Here is a 21,846-nt window from a genome sequence, read left to right as displayed (position 1 = left end):
TCACTGCTGATTGCATGCAGCAGGACTGGATCGAATATTTCTAGTGCCATGGTATCGGTTTGAGCCTATGGCGCTGGGTAGCACCCGGTAAACGCAAGCACAATGCCGTATTGAGGCCTGTAAAAAGCAGCGACTGATTTCAGCTTCGCCGCGGCACTCACACCACCACTGCACCTACCGAGCCCCGCAACCAGTAAGCGCAAGGCCTTCTTCACTCGCCACCGCCTAGAAACAGCGAAACACCCCTGCACCACGTGTGCGGTGCAGGGGCTTAAATGTCTCTGAGAAGAGGTTGGAAGGCGTTGAGGCCTAGCCTTCTTCGTGCTCGAGCAGCCCTGCGTCGATTTCGCGCAGTGCGATCGACAGCGGTTTTTCCCCTGCTTCGGGGGTCACCAAAGGTCCGACGAATTCGAATACTCCGGGCTCGTCGTCCTGGTAGTAGCTATTGATCTGGCGAGCGCGCTTTGCGGCAAAAATCACCAGAGCATACTTCGAGGACACTCGCTTGAGCAGTTCGTCGATCGGCGGAGCGGTGATGCCGGTTGGCGTGTCAAACACGCTGTCGTTGTTCTCAATCACGTTGCTTTCAAGCACCTTTTCTTATTAAGAAAGTTTGTTTCGTACGCAGTGTTTTTAGCGACCTTCGAGGATACAGCGCAGACGCTGGATCGTTGCCTCGAGATCGTCATTGACCACTACATGTTTAAACTCGTCGCTGCTGGCTAGTTCTTTGCGGGCAGTTTCGAGTCGGCGCTGGATCACGTCCTCTGGCTCAGTCCCCCGCCCAGTGAGACGGCTGACGAGCACCTCCCATGAGGGCGGCGCAAGGAATACGGTTTCAGCCTCCGGCTTGAGTTTGGCCACATTGCGTGCGCCTTCAAGATCCACCTCTACCAACACCGGCCGACCTTCGGCAATTGCCTTGTCGACGGGCTCCGCAGGGGTGCCGCTTCTTTGCAAACCTCCGTGGATCTCTGCCCATTCGAGCATTTGACCACTGTCGATATTGCTTTGAAACTCCTCCGGTGACACGAAGTAGTAGTCCTGCCCGTGCACTTCACCAGGACGCGGCGCCCTGGTGGTCATAGAGACCGAGAAGTACAGGTTAGGAACTTCCTCGCGCAGGCGATGAACCACCGTCGATTTCCCTACGGCTGAGGGGCCAGCCAGCACCACGAGCCGACCCTGTTGGTTATCGCCTTGCATGAATTAGCCCTCGAAGCCGAAGCGCTCGAGCAGAGCGCGACGCTGACGCTCACCCAGGCCACGCAGGCGACGGGTCTGAGCGATCTCGAGCTCGTCCATGATCTCCTTGGCCTTGACCTTGCCAACCTTGGGCAGGGACTCGAGCAGTGCGGAGACCTTGGTCTTGCCGATGATCTCGTCAGAAGAGGCCTTGTCAAGAACCTCCTTGAGGGTGATGTCTCCGCGCTTGAGCTGTTCCTTCAGCTCTGCACGTGCCTTGCGGGCCTCTGCAGCCTTCGCGAGGGCTTCCTTGCGCTGCTCGTCAGTCAACTTGGGAAGGGCCACGGGGTTCCTCCGATTCAAAAGATGTTCGTTTTGGTTATAGATCTGCGCGTGGGCGCCGGCATTCAACCATACACAGATGCAGCAAGCAGGAAACAATCCCACGCAGCTTCATCCAGATGTGTCTGCACGACAATCACAGCACGTATGCAGCCAGGCATTACCTGCCATTGATTGGCTACAGCATTCAACGCTTGGCGCTGACGTCCGACTTAGTCTAGCACCTCTTGGCAAAACACTAGGTAATCCGGGGTATGTGCGGCAAAAGCCCAGGTAAAACGCCTGCCACTTCGCCACACCCACTACCCTGCTGAGCTGGGAAATTACAGCGCTGAGATTCCGGGGTACTCGGCGCTGGCCTGAACAAGTGCGCCGCGCAAGGCTGCTACATCCGGGCCGTGTTTGAGCACTGCTCGAGAAATATTTGGAATTGCCAGTGCCTCATTGCCGCGACAAATCCGGTTGACGTCTTCGGCAGTAGCACCTTGGGCACCAACACCGGGCAACAAGATCGGGCCGCGAAGCTGATCTAATGCCGGAGGCTGATCCAAGGTGGCACCAACAACCACACCAACATTGCCAAAAGGAGCACCTGTTGCAGCATTTTCTGCAGCACAATCATCCACGATTTGCTGGGCGATGCTGCGCCCGGTGGCGTCGCGCTGATCCTGCAACTGGCGTGCCTCCGGGTTCGAGGTGGCTGCAAGCACGAACACGCCTTTGCCCGTGCTGTGTGCCTGCTCCAGGATTGGCTTGAGAGAACCAAAGCCTAGATAGGGCGAACAGGTGACGGCATCGCAGCACAGCGGGGATGAATAATCGAGCCACGCGGTGGCATAGCCTTTCATGGTGGTGCCGATATCACCACGTTTGGCGTCGGCAAGCACCAAGGTGCCTGCTGCTCGAAGTTGCGAGATGGTCTCTTCTAACACAGCAAAACCTGCCGCACCGAAGGCCTCATAGAAAGCCACCTGGGGCTTGACTAAGGCACAGTGCCCAGCGAATGCTTCCACGCAACGCCTCGAAAATTCTGCTAAGCCTTCAACCGTATTGCCAAGCCCCCATTGCTCAAGGAGCTGGGCGTGCGGGTCGATGCCAACGCAAAGCCTTCCGTGGCGCTGGGTGGCTTCTAGTAAACGCATACCGAAGGTATTCGTGTGCACAGTTGTGATCCGTTTCTTTCTTTGAAGAGCTGATATATCAAAGCGCCCGGTGCCTTCACAGCAGCACCGGGCGCAGCACGCCACGAGCCTGCGGCTTAGGCGTTTACGGCATGGTCGAGTTCTTGCAGCGCCCGCACGGTGATGTCACCTTGGCGCAGTGCTTCAATGCCCTGCACAGCAGCGGTCACGCCCTGGACGGTGGTCACAAGCGGCACGCCAACATTCACGGCGGCTGCACGGATCTCGTAACCATCGTGGCGAGCTCCCGAGGAACCAGCCGGGGTGTTCAAGATCAGATCAACTTCGCCGGCCTTGATCATGTCCACGATCGCACGCTTATCGCCTTCACCCTCGCGGGCCTCGGTCTGCTTGAGCACGGTTTCGCACTCCACACCATTGCGGCGAAGCATCCCTGCGGTGCCACCGGTGGCGAGGATCTTAAAGCCCAGGCTGGCAAGGCGCTGGATGGGGAAGATCAGGGTGCGCTTATCGCGGTTGGCCACCGACACGAAGACGGTGCCCTGGGTCGGTAGCGCCCCGAAGGAGCCCTCTTCTGCCTTGGCGTAGGCTGCACCGAAGTTATCGGCCAAGCCCATCACCTCACCGGTGGACTTCATCTCAGGGCTGAGCAAGGTATCCAGCATGGAGCCATCGGGGCGGCGGAAGCGGTTAAAGGGCAGCACTGCTTCTTTCACCGCGATTGGGGCATCAAGAGGCAGGGATCCGCCATCGTGGGAGGTGGGGATCATTCCTTCTTCTTGCAACTGCGCAATGGTGGCGCCAGTCATGATCCGAGCGGCTGCTTTAGCCAGGTGCACACCCGTTGCTTTGGATACAAAGGGCACGGTGCGAGAAGCACGAGGGTTGGCCTCAATCACGTACAAAATGTCGTCTTTTAAGGCGTACTGCACATTCATCAGACCCTTTACACCAATGCCGTGCGCTAGGGCTGCGGTGGAACGGCGTACCCGCTCGATGTCTTCTTTGCCCAAGGTCATCGGCGGCAAGGCGCAGGCGGAGTCACCGGAGTGAATGCCCGCTTCTTCGATGTGTTCCATCACACCTGCAAGGTAGACATCTTCGCCATCACAAAGGGCATCGACGTCGATCTCGATGGCCGAATCCAGGAAGCGGTCAACCAACACCGGGTGATCGCTGGTGATCTCGGTGGCGCGCTCAATATAGCTTTGCAGCGCTTCTTCGTCGTAGACGATTTCCATGCCGCGGCCGCCAAGCACATAGGAGGGGCGCACCAGCACCGGATACCCGATGCCGCTGGCAACGTCCTTGGCCTCGGCAAAGGAGGTGGCGGTGCCGAATGCGGGTGCGGGAAGGTTGGCCTTGCGCAGCACCTCTCCAAATTCGCCGCGATCTTCGGCCAAGTCGATGGCCTCAGGGGTAGTACCAATCACCGGCACGCCGGCGTCACGCAAACGCTCTGCCAAACCAAGTGGCGTTTGGCCACCAAGCTGGACGATCACACCTGCCACATTGCCCGACTCAGATTCAGCGTGATAGACCTCCATCACGTCTTCGAAGGTCAAAGGCTCAAAGTAGAGGCGATCGGCGGTGTCGTAGTCGGTGGAGACAGTCTCGGGGTTGCAGTTGACCATCACCGTTTCATAGCCGATGCGCGAGAGCTCCAGGGCTGCATGCACGCAGGAGTAGTCAAACTCGATGCCTTGACCAATGCGGTTCGGCCCGGATCCAAGAATGATGATCTTGTCTTTTTCACGCTGCTCGCGCACCTCGGACTCCGCGGCGGGATCGAGCTCGTATGCAGAGTAGTGATAAGGCGTGGTGGCCTCGAATTCTGCGGCACAGGTATCCACCGTCTTAAATACCGGTCGGATTCCAAGCGACCAGCGCAGGCGGCGCACACCATCTTCACCGGCAAATTCTGGGCGCAGCACTGCGATTTGGGCATCGGAAAGGCCATAGAATTTTGCCCTGCGCAGCAGCTCTTCGTCGAGCACGGGGGCGTCGATAAGCTCCTGGCGAAACTGCACCAAAGCCTCAAGCTCGGCAAGGAACCAGGGGTCAATACCGGATGCCTCGTGGACTTCCTCCACGCTTGCGCCAAGACGCAAGGCCAGCTCAGCATCGTAAATTCGGCCTTCTGTGGGGCGCTTGAGATCTTCGAGCACTGCCTGCAGATCGTCTGCGCGATCACCAGCGAAGGTCTCATCCGGCACGGTCCAGAACCCGGCCTGCTTATTTTCAAGCGAACGCAGCACCTTATTCAAAGCGCTGATGTAGTTGCGGCCAAGGCTCATGGCCTCGCCCACCGACTTCATGGTGGTGGTCAGCGTGTCGTCTGCGCCAGAGAACTTTTCAAAGGCAAAGCGCGGGGCCTTTACCACCACATAGTCCAAGGTGGGCTCGAAGGCCGCGGGGGTAACGGCGGTGATGTCGTTGGTGATCTCGTCCAAGGTATAGCCAATGGCCAGCTTTGCGGCGATCTTGGCAATTGGGAAGCCGGTGGCCTTGGAGGCCAAGGCCGAGGAACGCGACACGCGCGGGTTCATTTCAATGGTGATCAGGCGGCCGTCTTCGGGGTTTAAGGCAAATTGGATATTGCAGCCACCGGTATCCACGCCCACCTCGCGGATAATGGCAATGCCCTGGTCACGCATCTTCTGGTACTCGCGGTCGGTAAGTGTTAGGGCGGGGGCGACGGTGACCGAGTCGCCGGTGTGCACACCGAGTGCATCCACATTTTCAATGGAGCAGATCACCACGACGTTATCGGCGCCATCGCGCATGAGCTCGAGCTCATATTCTTTCCACCCGAGGATCGATTCTTCGATCAGCACGTTCGCCTCAGGCGAGGCTGCCAAGCCGCCGCCGGCAATGCGTTCGAGGTCTTCGTTATTAAACGCCAAGCCGGAGCCGAGTCCGCCCATGGTAAAGGAGGGGCGCACCACGACGGGAAGGCCGAGCTCTGCCACGGTTTCGTGGACTTCTTCCATGCTGTGGCATACGCGCGAGCGGGCGGAATCGCCGCCGATTTTGGCCACGATGTCTTTGAACTTCTGGCGATCCTCGCCGCGTTCGATGGCATCAATATCGGCACCGATGAGCTCTACGCCATACTTTTCCAGGCTGCCGCGGCGATCAAGCTGGATCGCTGCATTCAGTGCGGTTTGGCCACCGAGCGTTGCCAGCACCGCGTCGATGGGGTGGCCTTGCTCGATTTCTTTTTCGAAAATCTTTTCAATGTATTCGGGCTGAATCGGCTCGACGTAGGTGTGGTCGGCGAACTCAGGGTCCGTCATGATGGTGGCGGGGTTGGAGTTAATCAGTGTGACCCGCAAACCCTCTTCTTTGAGCACTCGGCATGCTTGCGTACCCGAGTAGTCGAATTCACATGCCTGGCCAATCACGATCGGTCCGGAACCGATGACCAGGACGTGCTGCAAATCGTTGCGCTTTGGCATAAATCTTCCTTTTATCTTCCTGATCTCGGCTTAGTTGGCTTCTGCTTCATTGCTTTTCGACGCCCCATGACGCTCAATCAGCTCAACGAACTGATCAAACAGCGGGTTAGCATCGTGCGGGCCTGCGGCAGATTCTGGGTGATACTGCACCGAAAACGCCATGCCATTTTCTAGGGCCACACCTTCGACGGTGTCGTCATTCAGGCAGGTGTGCGTGACCTGGGCTGTGCCATAAGGAGTCTGGAAAGGCTTGCCGGCTTCGCCTTTGAGCGCAAAGCCATGGTTTTGTGCGGTGATGTCGATAACGCCAGTGAGGTGGTTGAGCACCGGCACGTTGATGCCGCGGTGGCCAAACTTCATTTTGAAGGTCTCAAGCCCGAGCGCGCGCCCGAGGATCTGGTTACCAAAGCAGATTCCGAAGAAGGGAATCTTTGCCTCAAGCACATCCTGGACCACAGCCACCATCTCATCTGCGGTGGCAGGATCGCCTGGACCATTAGAAACAAAGACGCCGTCGGGGTTGTACTGCTTGATCTGTTCAAACGCAGTATTGGCCGGAACCACCACGGTACGAATGCCGCGGCTTGCGAAGTTACGCGGCGTATTGGTTTTAATGCCCATGTCATAGGCCACGACGGTAAAGCGGTGCTCCCCTTCTGGCTCTACAACATAGGGTTCTTCCGTGGCTACTTCCTTGGCCAGATCAGCGCCTTCCATCGAGGGCTGGGCCTTGACCTCGGCGATGAGCTCTTCATCGCTGCGCTGAGCATCTTCACCGGAGAACACGCCTGCTGCAATGGAGCCGAAATTGCGAAGGTGGCGCACCACCGCGCGGGTATCAACCCCTGCGATACCGACGATGCCCTGGGCAATCATTTCATCTTCAAGCGAGCGCTTGGCACGCCAATTGGATACACGCACGGAAAGATCGCGGATAACCAGGCCTGCGACCCAGATTTTGTCGCCGTGGGATTCGCCATCTTCATCATTCCAACCCGTATTGCCAATTTGCGGGGCCGTGGCCACCACGATCTGGCGGTGATAGGAAGGATCCGTCATGGTTTCTTGGTAGCCGGTCATGGCGGTGCTAAATACTGCCTCGCCCAAGGTGGTGCCCACCTTGCCAAAGCTGGTGCCCCGGAAAATGCGGCCATCGGCGAGCACGAGGGCTGCCGGGTAGCGCTTGGGCGCTTGGCTTGTTTGGGAGTTGCTCAAGACTTCTTGCCTTTCAAAAGATTCTTTGTGCTCGTTATCGTTGTTCGCGGCGCTTAATTTCGCGGTGCCGAGGCTTTGCCATCCACACTGCTTAACCTGCCGCGCAAGATTGTTGCCTTGACTTTGGCACCAAAGTTCATGCCCTCATACGGGGTATTGGATGCTTTCGAAGCCAGCGCTTTGCCCGAAACGGTCCACGGCTGCTCCGGGGTAATGATGGTGAGATTGCCTGGCTCGCCCTCGGCGATGGGCCTGCCTTGATCCTGCAACTTCAGCAGTTCGGCCGGGCGTTCACTCATCACCTTGGCCACGAAGCGCCAATCGGCCAAGCCCGATTCGACAAAGATTTGGGCGATGATCGCAAGCGAAGTTTCCAAACCGAGCATGCCTGGGCGGGCGTGCTCAAATTCGCAGCACTTTTCTTCCGATCCATGAGGCGCATGGTCGGTGGCTACGCAGTCGATGGTGCCGTCGAGCAGTGCTTCGCGCAGGGCGAGGGTATCTTTGTGCTCGCGCAGCGGCGGATTGACTCGGTTTACACCATCGTAGGTTTCGAGCCTTTCATCAGTGAGCAAAAGGTGATGCGGGGTCACTTCCGCACTCATGGGAATGCCCTGCTCTTTTGCCCAACGAAGCAGCTCCACGGTGCCTTCCGTTGAGGCGTGGCAGATGTGCATGCGGTTGCCATAATCGCGGCACAGCAGCGCATCGCGGGCCACAATGGATTCTTCTGCTACTCGAGGCCAGCCGCGCAGACCAAGGCGTGCGGCGATCTCACCTTCGTGCGCTACTGCACCTTCGGTCAGGCGAGGATCTTCGCAGTGCTGCGCCAAGAGCACATCCAAGCCCTTGGCGTATTCGATGGCGCGGCGCATGATCAACGGGTTATCAACGCACTTGCCGTCATCAGAGAACATCCGCACCTTTGCCTCTGAGCGTGCCATCATGCCGAACTCAGTGAGCTCCTTGCCTTCAAGGCCCTTGGTAATCGAGCCCACCGGATATACATCGCACAAACCAATGTCTTGGCCTTTGTGCCATACCGCCTCGGCGATCACCGGCTGATCCATCACCGGTTGGGTATTTGCCATGGTAAATACCGCGGTGAAACCACCATTGGCTGCGGCAGCCGAGCCGGTGGCAATGGTCTCGGTATCCTCGCGGCCTGGTTCACGCAGGTGGACGTGCATATCCACCAGCCCCGGCAGGAGCACCCCGCCTTCGCCGTCAATGCTTGGGCCATCAAATTCAATAGAGGGAGCAATCTTGGCAATCACACCATCTTCGATGAGCACGCTGGTGGGTTCGCCTTCGCCATAGGGGCGCACATTAAGAATCAAGAGGGACTCTGCGTGCGGGGTTGCCATGAGGTTTGCTCCTTGAGTGTTGTCTTGATTCATTACAGTGCTCCTTCCCCACTGGCCACCAGGCTAAACAGCACGGCCATTCGGGTATGCACACCATTATTGACTTGCTGTAGCACCGCGGTGCGTGGTGCATCTGCAACGGAATCCGAAATTTCCATGCCACGCAGCATCGGCCCTGGGTGCATCACCACAGTGTGCTCTTGCAGCATCGCTTCCCTTGCAGGCGATAAGCCATACAGCGTTGCGTATTCGCGGTGGGAGGGGAAAAAGCCTCCGTGCATTCGTTCCTGTTGGACTCGTAGCATCATCACTACGTCGGCGTCGGCAAGCTCTGCATCCATATCGAAGCTGGTGCGCACAGGCCATTGCTCCACGCCAAAGGGCAACAGCGTGGGAGGTGCCACGAGCACTACCTCTGCACCAAGGGTGCTTAAAAGATCCACGTTGGATCGCACCACGCGGGAGTGCAGGCAATCGCCAACGATCACCACTTTGCGGCCTTCGATGTTGCCGAGCCTTTGGCGCATCGTCACAGCATCGAGCAGGGCTTGGGTTGGGTGCTGGTGGGCACCATCACCAGCGTTGATCACCGAAGGACCATCGCCATGAGGGGCAACCCACTGTGCAAGCTGCTGCGCTGCACCCGAGGCGGGGTGGCGCATGATAATGGCATCAGCGCCAATGGCCGAAAGGGTCAAGCCCGTATCCTTGAGCGATTCGCCCTTTTTCACCGATGAAGAAGAAGCCGAAATATTGATCACATCGGCGCTCATCCACTTACCGGCTGTTTCAAAAGACGAACGCGTGCGGGTGGAATTTTCATAAAACAGCGTGAAAATGGTCCGCCCGCGAAGGGTGGGAAGCTTCTTGATTTCTCGGCCAAGCAGGGCTTCGCGGAAACGATCCGCCTCGTCCATAATCCCGAGAATTTCGTCTTTGCTTAGATCCGAGATGGAAAGCAGGTGTTTCACTTGGTATTGCCGCCTTGTCGATACAACTCGACGGCATCCACACCGTCGATATCGCTAATAAGTACGCGCACATCCTCGTCGCGTGCCGTGGGAAGATTCTTGCCCACATAATCGGCACGAATAGGCAGTTGCCGATGGCCACGATCAACGAGAACTGCAAGCTGAATCATCTCTGGCCTGCCCAAATCACGCAGCGCGTCAAGTGCAGCTCGAATGGTGCGGCCGGAAAAGAGTACGTCGTCGACAAGCACTACCGTGGTGCCATCGACGCCCACCGAGGGGATCCGGGTGGGTTGCAGTGCCCTATGCGGCTTCGTGCGCAAATCGTCGCGATAGAGCGTGATATCGAGCGAACCCACCGGGATATTCACACCGGTGAATTCTTCAATCTTTGAAGCAAGGCGATGCGCGAGGGGAACCCCTCCGGAGGGAATGCCAAGCAGGAGAACTGGCGCTGCGTCTTCTGCGTCTAGCGCCGTTTTTTCAATAATCTGGTGCGCGATGCGTGCGATGGTACGGGCTACATCTTCGCTGCTTAACAACGTGCTTGTAGCCTGTGAGTCTTCACTCATCGTGACCTCCTTCCCCGCCTCTCTGTGCGGTCCTTTAAAGGATGTCGAGTCTTATGTCGCCGGGCAGCGCCATAAGATCATGCCAAATCAGCATTAGTGTTCACCTTAGCACCTCAAGCCCACAGCTACCCCCGGATTCTTCAAAGCCTAGCCACAGCCAAAGCCACAGCAACCTCCAAGCCGATCCGACTACACTCGGGCAAACAGCATCCGCCCAAACCCCACTGGCGGTGCAGGCAAGGACCACTTGCACCGCGGGCGAGGATGCTAAAAGCAGCAGCCTTGATCCAACGCGGCCAGGCTTTTATAAGGAGCGTGACACCACCTTGACCCTACAGATGAGCCATCTCGTACCCGCACCACGTGAGACTGTGTGGCAATGGCACTCGCGGCCAGGCGCGGTTATCCGCCTCACCCCGTCCTTTTTGCCAATGACCCCACGAACCCAGGCAGAAAACCTCGCAGACGGCACCACGATCTTTGACCTGCCGGGAGGCTTGAAGTGGGAGGCAAAACACGAACTAGCTGGCTATGTGGCTGGCTATCGCTTTACTGATCGTTGCGTCACCGCACCCATTGCCACCCTGGCCAAGTGGCGCCACGTACACGTCTTTGCCGATGCTGAAGACGATCAAGGCCAAAGGCAATGGACAAAGATCACCGATTCTTTGGATACGCGCGTTCCAAAATCGGCACTCACCAGCGCTTTTGCCTATCGCCAGCACCAGCTTATCCAAGACATTGAGGCCAAAAACCGCTTCGATGCGCTCAGGAAAGCCCAAGGCACCGAGGATGCATTAGTAATTGCCATGACCGGCGCGGGAGGTTTGGTGGGCACCGCCTTGGCAGCACAATTGCGCACCCTAGGCCATGAAGTCATTGAATTGACTCGCTCCAATCCCGGTGAAGGCCAACGCCTCTGGAACCCTGAGCACCCGGCCGATGACCTGCTCGACGGCGTGGATGTCCTAGTCCACCTTGCTGGCGAATCCATCATGGGGCGTTTTAGCGATGCCCATAAGCAGGCCATTTATGACTCCCGCGTAGGCCCTACCAAACGCCTCGCGCAATTAGTCAAAGCCTCTGATCGTTGCCATACCTTCGTTAGTGCCTCTGCTATTGGTTACTACGGACACGACACCGGGGATCAGGCCATGGATGAATCCGATGGACCTGGCGAAGGCTTCTTGGCCAAGGTGTCGAAAGATTGGGAAGCAGCGGCCTTGCAGGCTCAAAGCGATTCCAAACGAGTAGCCCTCATTCGCACAGGCATCGTGCTAAGTGGCGCCGGTGGTTTATTGCCGGTGATGAAGACACTGTTTTCTGTGGGACTTGGTGGCGAACTCGAAGGCGGAAAGCCGTGGTTTTCTTGGATTGCCATCGATGATCTTTGCGATCTCTACTGCCGGGCAATTTTTGATCAGCGCGCGCAAGGCCCCATCAATGCAGTGGCACCAAACCCCGTGCGCAACGCCGAATTTACCGAGGCACTAGGCCAACAGCTCAATCGCCCAACCTTCATCCCGATCCCAAGCATTGGCCCGAAGCTGCTATTGGGTGAAGAAGGCGCAAAGGAACTGGCACTGGCGAATCAATTAGTAAGCGCGAACGCCGCTGAAAAGCTCGGCCACACCTTCAGGTATCCGGAGCTGAACCAGGCGTTAGCCCATGAACTCGGCGGAGAATCACTCGTGCATCCCCCGCTGCAGTAGGCCTTTGGAGCCGAGCAGCCAGCGTCTACAACTAAACAGATGCTGAATGTTTAAAAACCCACCTTCTGATGAAGAAGGTGGGTTTTTTCTCCGCTTAGAACTACTTGCGGTTATTGCTGCTCTTGGGAAGCTCCGGCAGCATCTTCAGCATCCTGCGAAAGCTCAGGCTGTTCGCTTGGCGCTTCGACGGCCTCGGGCTCATCCACGCCTAGCGTTTGCTCAGCCTCGCTGGGCTCGAAGGCGAGATCCGATGCTGCTGCCACTGCCTCGCTGGGCTCAGCTTCTGGCTGCTCAGCTTCCGGCTGCTCAGCATCAGGCTGCTCATCTTCATCCGCCGTTGTGTCGCTTTCTGCACGCACATCTTCAATGCGCGAGGCCAAACGGTCGAGCATCGCATTGATGTACTTCGGCGAATCTTCCTGCGAAAGCTCCGAGGCGAGCTCCACTGCATCGGTGATCGCGGTTTCTTTGGGCACCTCGGGGTTAAACACGAGCTCCCAAATAGCCACGCGCAGCACCGCACGATCAACGGCAGAGATGCGATCGAGCTCCCAATTGCTGCTCAGGTGCGCGGCGATGAGTTCGTCGATGCGGTCGAGTTCCTCGGCTACGCCTGTGACAATTTCTTTGCCATAGGGCGCAATCGAGGAAATGCCCTCGACATTGGCTTGGGCCAGTGCCCTGCGATCATCGGCGATGCCAACGGGGTCTACGTCGCGAAGCTCTGCTTCATACAAAACTTCGACGGCTCGTAGTCGAGCCCGGTAGCGGGCACCGTGGCGCCGCCTCGGGTCTACGCGTTTGGAGGTGTTGGGTGTATTGCTCACTGCCACGACTTAGTTGTTCACGCGGGAGAGGTAGGAGCCGTCGCGGGTATCAACGCGCACCACGTTGCCGGTTTCGATGAACAGCGGCACCTGGATTTCTGCGCCGGTTTCCAAGGTGGCGGGCTTGGTGCCACCGGTGGAGCGATCGCCCTGCAAGCCGGGATCGGTGTGCTCGACGCGCAGATCGATAGACACCGGCAGTTCAGCAAACAGCGGCTCGCCGTCGTGGAAGGAAACCTGCACACGGGTGTTTTCCAGCAGGAAGCGGCCAGCATCGCCGAGCAGGTGAGGTGCAAGCTCGAGCTGGTCGTAGGTCTTGTCGTCCATCACCACGTAGCTTTGGCCATCGTTGTAGAGGTAGGTCATGTCGCGGCGATCAACCGTTGCAGTTTCTACCTTGACGCCAGCGTTGAAGGTTTTATCGGTGACCTTGCCGGAGACAACATCCTTGAGCTTGGTGCGCACGAAGGCAGGGCCCTTACCCGGCTTCACGTGCTGGAATTCAACGATTTGCTGCAGCTTGTTGTCGATCTTGAGCACAAGACCATTCTTGAAATCAGCGGTAGTTGCCACGCGTTTCCAACTTCCTTTTAAACGTATAGATAATGACTCAGCCTATAAAGGCTACGCTGCACAGGCTACCTGGAACAATTTCTCCAGCACGCATCACTCCCCCGTGCTGAACATGATGCCCTCTTGGCAGCATATTCACTCGCGTAGCGCTATGGGTTGATGATGCGCAATTCCTTGTCCAACTTGGTGAGGTTCTCTGGACCTCCTGCGCGAATAACGAGCGTATCTTCGATCCTTACCCCGCCTTTACCTGGCACATAGATGCCGGGTTCGATGGTAAGCGTCATCGATTCTTCCAACTCCCCCGCAGAGTTCGCGGCAGCCGAGGGAGCCTCGTGCACATCGAGTCCAACGCCGTGGCCGGTGGAGTGAACAAAATATTCTCCATAACCGGCTGCTTGAATGATGTCCCTACATGCTTTGTCTACCTCGTGGGTTGGCGTTCCTGGCATCGCAGCCTTGACACCTGCACGTTGGGCTTCGAGCACCACTTCGTAGATCTCGCGGGCAAATTCACTTGGTTCACCCACCATGACGGTCCGGGTGGTATCGGAATTGAAGCCTGCTTGGAATGCGCCGAAGTCGATGGTGACAATATCGCCTTCTTGGATCACTCTTTCGCTCGCACCGTGGTGCGGCTTGGCGGAATTTGGCCCGGAGGCAACGATGGTGTCAAAACTGGTACGCTCCGCACCTTTGAGCCTCATGCGGTATTCCAGGCTGGCCGCCACATCGATTTCGCGTACACCTGCACGCAACTCCCCTGCCTCAAGCATCTCTTCAAATGCTTCATTGGCAAGTGCGGCTACTGCTCGCAGTTTTTCTAGTTCCACTGCGTCTTTGCGCACACGGATGTCCTCGATAACCTGCTCAATCGGGATCAACTGCACATCTTCTGGGCAGGCTTGTTCAAGGCGTTGCAGCTCTGCAACGCTTAAATGTGCTGCCTCGTAGCCCACTCGACGTGGCCCTTGGATGCTGGCGAGGAGATCAGCAGCAACCTTGCGGGTAATGGTGGCCTCGATATCGGGAACTTCCTCCGCAATCTGGGTGGTGTAGCGCCCATCGGTAGCGATGCTGGCGGATAGATCTTTATGCACTAACAGCGCACCATTGGATCCGCTAAAGCCCGAGAAGTAGCGCACATTGGTCATGTGGGTGACCAGCATGGCGTCGACGCGCTTCGCGGCAAGCCGTGATGCTAGGGCTCGGCGGCGGGTTTCAAAACGTGAATCAGAAAGCATAGCTATCAAGCTCCTCGAGCAATGTATTTAAGGTGTTTTCAACAATAGAAAGTTTTCGGATCCGGTACGTGCAGGCTACAAGCAACAGCCAATGCACCAGCCGCGGATCGGCCACACAACGCCTGCCACGCACAGCGCCGGCTAGACCCAACGCAGCGCGCTCAGGCTGCCACCCACAACTCCGGCCACGCACAACACAGCGCTGCTGGCGTGAGGCCCTAGCGCTGCTGGGCAAGATAGCGAAGTGCAAGCTGATAGCCCTCAACTCCAAGCCCGGCAATCACGCCGGTGGCGATGGGGCTTAAGTAGCTGTGGTGCCGGAAAGGCTCGCGGGCATGCACATTAGAGATGTGCACCTCGATAAAGCCTTGATCATCTGCTACTTCGGCCAGGGCATCTCGCAGTGCCACGGAGGTATGGGTGAAGCCACCGGGGTTAATGATCACTGCCATGTGCGCATCGGCGGCTTGGTGCACCCAATCAATCAACTCACCTTCGTGGTTGGACTGATGGCACTGCACTTCCACACCGAGCTCTTTGGCAAGCTGGGCTAAGTCAGCTTCAACATCTGCCAGGGTGGTGCTGCCATATACCTCAGGTTGGCGTTTGCCCAGACGGTTCAGATTGGGCCCATTGAGCACCATAATGTTCTTGCTCATCCACTGTCCTTTCCACATGCGGCCACACCTTGGAGTGCACGGCAGGTGCCTTTGGGCACCGGTGTTGTTATGAGTGCCAGTCTAGAGCGCTTAGATCATAAGTACCGGCGCTGCTATCTTGCTGCGGGGACAAGCCCCGAAGGTTTAGCCAGAGATAGCCTCATAGGCTTGGGTTAATTCCTCTACGCTTGGGCCTTCAATCCTGGTGGTTTCGCCTACTGCGCGAAGGCCTACAAAACGAATGGCGCCATCGCGATTTTTCTTATCACGCGTCATGGCGTGATAGAGCTGTTCAAAGTGGCCAGGCTCGTAGCTGGTGGGTAAGCCAACAGAGGCGATGATCTGTTTGTGGCGATCGACCACGGGGGCGTCGATAAGCCCTCGGTTAAAGGCAAGCTGGGCCACGAACATCATCCCTACCGCCACGGCATTGCCATGACGCCAGCGGAAATCCTGGTGCAGTTCCACGGCGTGGCCAAAGGTGTGGCCGTAGTTCAAGATCTCTCGCAGGCTGGATTCCTTAAGGTCCTTGCCCACTACCTCTGCTTTTACCGCCACCGAACGATAAATCAATTCCGGCAAATGCCCATCTACCCGCAAACATGCTTGAGGGTCTTGCTCATATAGCCGCAGAATTTCCTCATCGGCGATAAAACCGGTCTTAATAATCTCAGCCGAACCGGAGATCAGCTCCTCTTCAGGCAAGGTGGCCAGGTAGTCCATGTCGATAAACACCGCAGTGGGCTCGTGGAATGCGCCAACGAGGTTTTTCCCGGCAGCGGTATTAATGCCCGTTTTGCCACCCACCGCGGCATCCACCATGGCCAACAAGGTGGTAGGCACCTGAATCACCTTCACCCCACGCATCCAGGAGGCGGCAACAAAACCTGCCAGGTCGGTCACAGCCCCACCGCCAAGGCCAATCACGATGTCTTTGCGGCTAAAACCTGCAGCACCGAGCGCATCCCAGCACTTCCCTGCTACCTCTAAGGTCTTTGCGGCCTCTGCATCTGGCACCTCGATGGCGAGCGTTTCTAGCCCAAGTGCCTCAAGCGTTGCGCACAGGTGCTGCTGGGCCATGTGCATGCTCGGCTGCGAGAGCACCGCCACTTTGTGTGCCTGCTGCTCTTTGACGCAGGCAGCCACGGCCTCGCTGAGATCTTGGCCAATATGCACCCGGTAGGGGGCGGCGCCGTTGACGTCGATGTGCTGTTGCATGGGCTGAAGGCCTTTCGTCGAGGTATTAGAGGCATTGCTTGCACTGGCATATAACGCCCAGTGCTTCAAAAGCTAGGTGGCGTAGCGCTGTGGCTACACCGCGGTTAGGTGGATGGAGGTAGGTGTGCGTGCTGTGGCTTTTGGTGCTGGTCAAAGCCTTGGCCTGGGAAGCTCTCGCGGCCCTTGTGCGCTTGTTCGCTGCGCTCAAGGGTGTGATTGCTGCTCGCTGGGTCTGCTTCGTTGCTGAGCTCATCATCAAAGGCATCGAGGATATCGGCCACAACCCGCTGTGGGCTGCGATTATGGGTCCGCACCCGAACCTTAGAGGCTTGTTTGAACAATGGTTCGCGTCTTTGCAGCATCGCGGCATAGGTGGCGGCGCGATCATCGCTTTGCAGCAGTGGCCGCGATGGGTCATTGGTGCGTCTGAGGCCTTCTTCTAAGGAAATATCGATCCAGACCACGTTGTGGTCTTGCAGCATGTGGCGCACTTTTTCCGTTTCCACCGCACCCCCGCCAAGGCTGACCACACCTTGAGAGCGCAGCGCTTCGGCTACCTTGCGTGCTTCTAACTCACGAAACGCCGGCTCGCCGCGGGTCTGAATGATCGAGGCACAGCTTTCGCCTTCCTGCTGCTCGATCAACTCATCACTATCGACAAACGTGGTGGATAAAGCCCGAGCCAGCCTGCGCCCCACCGTAGTTTTACCGGCACCCGGAGGCCCGATGAGCACCACGAGGGGGTAGGTTATTTGGCTTTTCGACGGCCCAGGGTTGGGGTTCATCTCCCGCCTCCTTAGGTCTTAGCTACTAGAAGCTCAAACGTTCAGCGATACGCTGCTGATAGGACTCCACATTGCGCTTGGTTTCAGCCAATGAGTCCCCACCAAATTTTTGCAGCACTGCGCGGGCAAGCACCAAAGCCACCATCGCTTCGGCCACCACACCGGCAGCAGGAACTGCACACACATCGGAACGCTGGTGAATACCCGTTGCGGCACCACCGGTGGCCATATCGACCGTTTTCAAGGCACGCGGCACCGTGGAGATCGGCTTCATGGCGGCACGAACCCTCAAGGCCTCCCCATTGGTCATGCCACCTTCTAAGCCACCGGCACGATTGCTCAAGCGGTGCAGGCCTTCGGCATCGCGGACCATCTCATCATGTGCCTGCGAGCCGCGGCGGCGGGCTTCTTCAAAACCATCGCCGATCTCTACGCCCTTGATGGCCTGAATGCCCATCAGCGCGGCAGCCAATTGTGCATCGAGGCGATCATCGCCTGAGATATGAGAACCTAATCCAATGGGCAGCCCGTCTACTACCACCTCGATGATGCCGCCGAGGGTATCGCCTTGCTTCTTGGCCTTTTCAATCTCGGCAATCATCGATGCTTCAGCATCTGCATAAAAGGCACGCACCGGCGAGGCATCGATGGCCTCAATATCGCTGGCCTTGGGCGCCACTGGGGCTTGCTCACCTGGATCATGCAAGTCGGAGTTGCCAATAGAGACCACATGGGAGAAGACCTCAACACCGAGCACTTCGCGCAGGAAGTTTCGAGCAACCGTGGCGGCTGCCACGCGGGCTGCCGTCTCGCGGGCAGAGGCACGCTCAAGCACTGGGCGGATTTCTTCTAAGTCGTATTTGAGCATGCCGGCAAAATCAGCGTGCCCAGGCCTCGGGCGCATCAAGCGCGCGCCACGGCCAGAGGCCATCGCGGCGGCGACGTCTTCATCTTCAAGATCAATCGGGTCGGCCGACATAATCGTGGTCCACTTCGGCCACTCAGTATTGCCGATCATGATGGCAATGGGGCTACCCATGGTTGATCCGTGGCGCACGCCGCCGAGCAGGGTCACCTCATCTGCTTCGAATTTCATGCGTGCTCCGCGACCGTAGCCCAGGCGACGCCGGGCGAGTTGAGCACTAATATCTTCGCGAGTAATCGGCACCCCAGCAGGCATGTGTTCCACCATGGCAATCAATGCCTGACCGTGCGATTCTCCAGCAGTTGTCCATCGAAGCATGGTGGAATTATGCCACGGCCTGATTTTTCGCATGGCATTACTACCCCAACCAACCCCCACTGGTGGTGCAACACCTAGGTACTGATCCACCACGCGATGGCGCTAGCAAGCAGCATGCCCGGGCCATGAGCCACACCCTTGGCCTGGCCTTGGCCGACACACCTAGAGGCAATGCCCAGCAGCAGCGTTAATGCAGACGCTAAGACGATGGCAAGCAGCACCGCCTGGAGTCCAAGCGGTGCAAGCAGCCAGCCAAGCGTTGGGGCAAGCTTGAGATCGCCTCCTCCTACCCCACCTTGCAGCACAACGGCCACGAGCGCGTAAAGGCCAAACCATAAGAGTCCGGCCACGATATACCCAGGATCTTGCATCATCCGCCATGCACCCACACCCAGCGCAGCCGGCAGCGTGGCGTGATTTGGCAGCCGGTGGCTGCGTAGATCCCAAGCACTCAAGTACATCGCCCATAAGGCGAACACCAAACCCCATATCCCCATAGGCGCTACTCTAGCCAGAAGTTGTGGGTTGCTCAGCTTGAAAAGTCCGTAGCGGCCTTATTGCCACACCCGGATACTGGGCAAGGACCAGCCTGAGCGGGGTCAACGGGGCGTGGTTTAGCTGATCCCCAGATCGCGTTCGAGTGCGCTTCGCATCGCCTGTTTTGGCGCGGGCTGGCCGGTAAATTGCTCGAACTGACCATAGGCTTGTTCGGCGAGCATGACATGGCCTCCCACATAGGGCACCTGTTGTGCCTTGGCTGCAAGCATGAGCGGTGTTGGCCAGGGATCATAGATCACATCCACCAGCGGAATCCTGGCAATGGCTTCTGCCTGGTTGGCAATAGCGTGAGAAGGCACGGTCGATACCAACACTTCAGCAGCATCCACCGCGGCGTTCAGCTCAGCCATGGGCTGGAATTCCAGGTCGATGCCGAGCTGTTGTACTAAATCGCGGAATTCTTCCTTACGGTCGCTTCTATTTAGCACCACTACTGAGCGCACGCCGAGGCTGGCAAGCGCATACAGTGCTGGCCTGGCTGTTCCTCCGGCGCCAATAATCACTGCGCGTGTGGCATCAAAGCTTCCGCCGCTAAGCTCTTGGAGCGCGCCTTGAACTCCATCAACATCGGTGTTATCGGCAAACCAGCCGCCATCCTGGCGCACCAAGGTATTGGCCGATCCAATGGCTTGGGCTCGTTGGCTTATTGCTGTTGCCGCTTCGAGGGCTGCAAATTTTGCCGGCATGGTTACCGAGCAGCCGCGGTAGCGCTGATCGAGCTGATCAAGCAGGCCTGGCAGTTGCTCGGCTGAGCACTCTTTGCGCTCATAGTGCCAATGATCCATGCCAAGGGCTTGATACCCGGTGTTGTGCAGCAGTGGGGATCGTGAGTGTTCAATGGGCGAACCCAGCACCACGGCCTTGTGCGTAATGCTGGGTTCTTCTACACGCTGTTGGTTCATGTTTAGCGGTTGCTATCGAGCACGCCGTTATCCAGAGACTCCTTGGTGGCCTCTTGGTGCTCATCAAAGTTTCTGGTGAACACGGTGGTGCCGTCTTTATCCACGGTGACAAAGTACAGCCAATCGCCTTCAGCCGGGTTTTCCATGGCCTCAATGGCCTGGATGGAGGGGCTTGCAATTGGGGTGGCAGGCAGGCCATCCATGGCGTAGGTGTTCCAAGGAGTCTCGCGGGCACGATCCTCATTGGTGGTGGCCACTTCTTGCTCGGAAAGGTCGTAGTTGACGGTGGAGTCGAATTCGAGGCGCTGGGGCTCTTCCAGGCGGTTCAAGATCACTCGTGCAACCTTGTCAAAGTCACCCTCGGGTGCTTCGCGTTCCACCAAGGAGGCGGCGGTGACCATCTCATAGGGGCTCAAACCCACGGCCTTGGAACGGTTGACCAAATCGGTGTCTGCATAGGTCTTCGCCGAGCGGGTAATCAGATCCTTGAGCACGGCCATGGCATCGGCGGTGGGGTCAACGACGTATTGGCCTGGCACGATCAGGCCTTCGAGGCGGCGAGGATCATCGCCGCGGGCGCGTACTGGGTCGATGGCCCAATCCGGCACACCGAGTTCTTGCAGGTCTGCGGTAGCACCGACACGCTGCAACTCTTCGGCGCTAATGCAGTTGCCCTCTGGCTGGCCGCAGGAAACCTGGGAGATCATCGAGTAGATGCCGTAGCGAGTATCGCCTGCCACGACCTTGACGTCCATGAGTGTGGCGCCACCTGGGATGTCGAGCATCTCCACGCGGTTATCGTCGCTGAGCAGCGCACTCACGGCCGATTTGGCGCTCATCTTTTCTTGGAGCTTATAAAAGCCGGGCTTGAGCTCCGCTGCAGCTTTATTGCTGTAGGCGGCTGAGGCGAAGGTATCGGCATCTGCCACGACCCCCTTGGCCTCCAGGTCTGGGCCAAGCTGCGACATGCTTGAACCTTCTGGGACCTCCACCAGCACGGTGGTGCCGTTGCCTTGGCCTTCGAAATCACTATTGCCGGAGTTCATATTCACACCGATATACACCACGGCGGAGACGAGAAGCACTAAGGCAGCAACCAGTACGGCCAGACCGCGTTGGCGTCGCTTCACATACTTCGGTTCCATTCGCATTAATGGAGCACCTTTCTTTGCAAATCCCGGAGTCTAGGTGAGCCCACCGGGGTCGTAACGCATAGTCGTGCCTATGCAATGTTGCAGATCAGTCTTTAACGATACCTTTTCTCGGTCCGGGTTTGGGTGATTGCCTCCGCATAGCGCTTGCTCTTTCATCCAACCAGCTTTGCAGGATCTCCACCGCGGCCGCCTGATCGATGCGTGAGCGGGCCTTTTTTGCCGAAACACCGGAACTTCGCATGGCTTGGGTTGCCACGACGGTGCTGAGGCGTTCGTCGCCAAGCTGCACCCTGGCACCTTTTGGCAAAACGCCTTGTTGTTTGAGCTTTTCGACGCGCCCCTGCAGCCTCTTGGCAATGAGTTGGGCGTGCTGCGCGCTGGCAGATCCTTGGCCGGCGAGGGTTCGTGGCAGACCCACGATCACCTCTTTTACCTGGTATTCCTGGATCAGTTGAATGATGCGCTCAATATCGGCTCCGTCTTCATCCCTAAAGCCGGTAACGCGAGCGACAGTTTCGACCGGGGTGGCCAGGCGGGCATCACTATCGGATACGGCAATGCCAATGCGCACCGTGCCTACATCGATGCCGAGTCTGCGGCCTGGGCCTGGATCGGCGATTCCTGGACGATCCGGCTGCGGAGAATGATCAAACACTGCTGCTCCTGAGAATTTTTTGCATGAACCACAAACACGGCCGCTGCCTAAAAGTCTTCTG

At 57.8% G+C, this 21,846-nt stretch carries 21 protein-coding genes; 1 reads left to right on the top strand and 20 read right to left on the bottom strand.

What is annotated here, in order from left to right; all coding sequences use genetic code 11:
* Positions 1 to 309 precede the first annotated feature (309 nt).
* From rpoZ to pyrR, 9 genes are all read right to left on the bottom strand, one after another.
* The gene (rpoZ, locus tag CPPEL_RS05295; RefSeq protein WP_123960154.1) at positions 310 to 594 is read right to left on the bottom strand and encodes a DNA-directed RNA polymerase subunit omega; all 285 of its coding nucleotides are present in this window, start codon (positions 592 to 594) and stop codon (positions 310 to 312) included.
* Positions 595 to 633: 39 nt separating this feature from the next.
* Positions 634 to 1,206, bottom strand: a complete 573-nt coding sequence (gene gmk, locus CPPEL_RS05290; RefSeq protein ID WP_123960153.1) for a guanylate kinase — start codon at positions 1,204 to 1,206, stop codon at positions 634 to 636.
* Between the two features lie 3 nt (positions 1,207 to 1,209).
* Positions 1,210 to 1,530: an integration host factor, actinobacterial type gene (gene mihF, locus CPPEL_RS05285; RefSeq protein WP_123960152.1), complete on the bottom strand. Its 321-nt coding sequence runs from the start codon at positions 1,528 to 1,530 to the stop codon at positions 1,210 to 1,212.
* 320 nt (positions 1,531 to 1,850) lie between these two features.
* Positions 1,851 to 2,669, bottom strand: coding sequence for an orotidine-5'-phosphate decarboxylase (pyrF, locus tag CPPEL_RS05280; RefSeq protein WP_123961236.1), 819 nt, complete (start codon positions 2,667 to 2,669; stop codon positions 1,851 to 1,853).
* A 116-nt stretch (positions 2,670 to 2,785) separates the two neighbouring features.
* A complete protein-coding gene (carB, locus tag CPPEL_RS05275; protein WP_123960151.1) occupies positions 2,786 to 6,130 on the bottom strand; it encodes a carbamoyl-phosphate synthase large subunit in 3,345 nt (1,114 codons plus the stop codon).
* 30 nt (positions 6,131 to 6,160) lie between these two features.
* The gene (gene carA, locus CPPEL_RS05270) at positions 6,161 to 7,345 is read right to left on the bottom strand and encodes a glutamine-hydrolyzing carbamoyl-phosphate synthase small subunit (RefSeq protein WP_123960150.1); all 1,185 of its coding nucleotides are present in this window, start codon (positions 7,343 to 7,345) and stop codon (positions 6,161 to 6,163) included.
* Positions 7,346 to 7,398: 53 nt separating this feature from the next.
* On the bottom strand, positions 7,399 to 8,745 hold the full coding sequence (locus CPPEL_RS05265; protein ID WP_123960149.1) for a dihydroorotase: 1,347 nt from the start codon (positions 8,743 to 8,745) through the stop codon (positions 7,399 to 7,401).
* A complete protein-coding gene (locus CPPEL_RS05260; RefSeq protein WP_123960148.1) occupies positions 8,745 to 9,683 on the bottom strand; it encodes an aspartate carbamoyltransferase catalytic subunit in 939 nt (312 codons plus the stop codon). The genes CPPEL_RS05265 and CPPEL_RS05260 overlap by 1 nt, the downstream gene beginning before the upstream one ends.
* Positions 9,680 to 10,255: a bifunctional pyr operon transcriptional regulator/uracil phosphoribosyltransferase PyrR gene (gene pyrR / locus CPPEL_RS05255; RefSeq protein ID WP_123960147.1), complete on the bottom strand. Its 576-nt coding sequence runs from the start codon at positions 10,253 to 10,255 to the stop codon at positions 9,680 to 9,682. Before pyrR ends, CPPEL_RS05260 begins: the two co-directional genes overlap by 4 nt.
* A gap of 326 nt (positions 10,256 to 10,581) precedes the next feature.
* Here pyrR and CPPEL_RS05250 point away from each other — a divergent pair, with 326 nt between their 5' ends.
* Positions 10,582 to 11,967 (top strand): TIGR01777 family oxidoreductase, encoded by a 1,386-nt coding sequence (locus tag CPPEL_RS05250; RefSeq protein WP_123960146.1) that lies wholly within the window; start codon positions 10,582 to 10,584, stop codon positions 11,965 to 11,967.
* Positions 11,968 to 12,077: 110 nt separating this feature from the next.
* On the opposite strand, the gene nusB is transcribed toward CPPEL_RS05250, so the two are convergent.
* The 11 genes from nusB to ruvX form a co-directional block, all read right to left on the bottom strand.
* A complete protein-coding gene (nusB, locus tag CPPEL_RS05245) occupies positions 12,078 to 12,794 on the bottom strand; it encodes a transcription antitermination factor NusB (protein WP_245990513.1) in 717 nt (238 codons plus the stop codon).
* 9 nt (positions 12,795 to 12,803) lie between these two features.
* A complete protein-coding gene (efp, locus tag CPPEL_RS05240; protein WP_123960144.1) occupies positions 12,804 to 13,367 on the bottom strand; it encodes an elongation factor P in 564 nt (187 codons plus the stop codon).
* A gap of 149 nt (positions 13,368 to 13,516) precedes the next feature.
* Positions 13,517 to 14,611 carry a M24 family metallopeptidase gene (locus tag CPPEL_RS05235; RefSeq protein WP_123960143.1) on the bottom strand — a complete coding sequence of 365 codons (1,095 nt, stop codon included), beginning with the start codon at positions 14,609 to 14,611 and terminating at the stop codon, positions 13,517 to 13,519.
* Positions 14,612 to 14,829: 218 nt separating this feature from the next.
* Complete coding sequence (gene aroQ, locus CPPEL_RS05230) at positions 14,830 to 15,270, bottom strand: type II 3-dehydroquinate dehydratase (RefSeq protein ID WP_123960142.1); 441 nt, start codon at positions 15,268 to 15,270, stop codon at positions 14,830 to 14,832.
* A gap of 144 nt (positions 15,271 to 15,414) precedes the next feature.
* Entirely contained in the window at positions 15,415 to 16,488 is a 1,074-nt protein-coding gene (gene aroB, locus CPPEL_RS05225) for a 3-dehydroquinate synthase (RefSeq protein WP_123960141.1), read from the bottom strand.
* A gap of 104 nt (positions 16,489 to 16,592) precedes the next feature.
* Entirely contained in the window at positions 16,593 to 17,273 is a 681-nt protein-coding gene (locus CPPEL_RS05220; protein ID WP_123960140.1) for a shikimate kinase, read from the bottom strand.
* A gap of 25 nt (positions 17,274 to 17,298) precedes the next feature.
* On the bottom strand, positions 17,299 to 18,516 hold the full coding sequence (gene aroC / locus CPPEL_RS05215; RefSeq protein WP_123960139.1) for a chorismate synthase: 1,218 nt from the start codon (positions 18,514 to 18,516) through the stop codon (positions 17,299 to 17,301).
* A 74-nt stretch (positions 18,517 to 18,590) separates the two neighbouring features.
* Positions 18,591 to 19,013, bottom strand: coding sequence for a prepilin peptidase (locus CPPEL_RS05210; protein ID WP_123960138.1), 423 nt, complete (start codon positions 19,011 to 19,013; stop codon positions 18,591 to 18,593).
* Positions 19,014 to 19,130: 117 nt separating this feature from the next.
* On the bottom strand, positions 19,131 to 19,976 hold the full coding sequence (locus tag CPPEL_RS05205) for a shikimate dehydrogenase (protein WP_123960137.1): 846 nt from the start codon (positions 19,974 to 19,976) through the stop codon (positions 19,131 to 19,133).
* 2 nt (positions 19,977 to 19,978) lie between these two features.
* Positions 19,979 to 21,127 (bottom strand): endolytic transglycosylase MltG, encoded by a 1,149-nt coding sequence (mltG, locus tag CPPEL_RS05200; RefSeq protein WP_123960136.1) that lies wholly within the window; start codon positions 21,125 to 21,127, stop codon positions 19,979 to 19,981.
* Positions 21,128 to 21,215: 88 nt separating this feature from the next.
* Entirely contained in the window at positions 21,216 to 21,785 is a 570-nt protein-coding gene (ruvX, locus tag CPPEL_RS05195) for a Holliday junction resolvase RuvX (protein WP_123960135.1), read from the bottom strand.
* Between the last annotated feature and the right edge of the window lie 61 nt (positions 21,786 to 21,846).

The organism is Corynebacterium pseudopelargi, from assembly GCF_003814005.1.
Taxonomy (GTDB): Bacteria; Actinomycetota; Actinomycetes; order Mycobacteriales; family Mycobacteriaceae; genus Corynebacterium; species Corynebacterium pseudopelargi.
The sequence above is the reverse complement of the archived record's forward strand: the minus strand, read 5'-3'. Positions and strand labels throughout refer to the sequence as shown.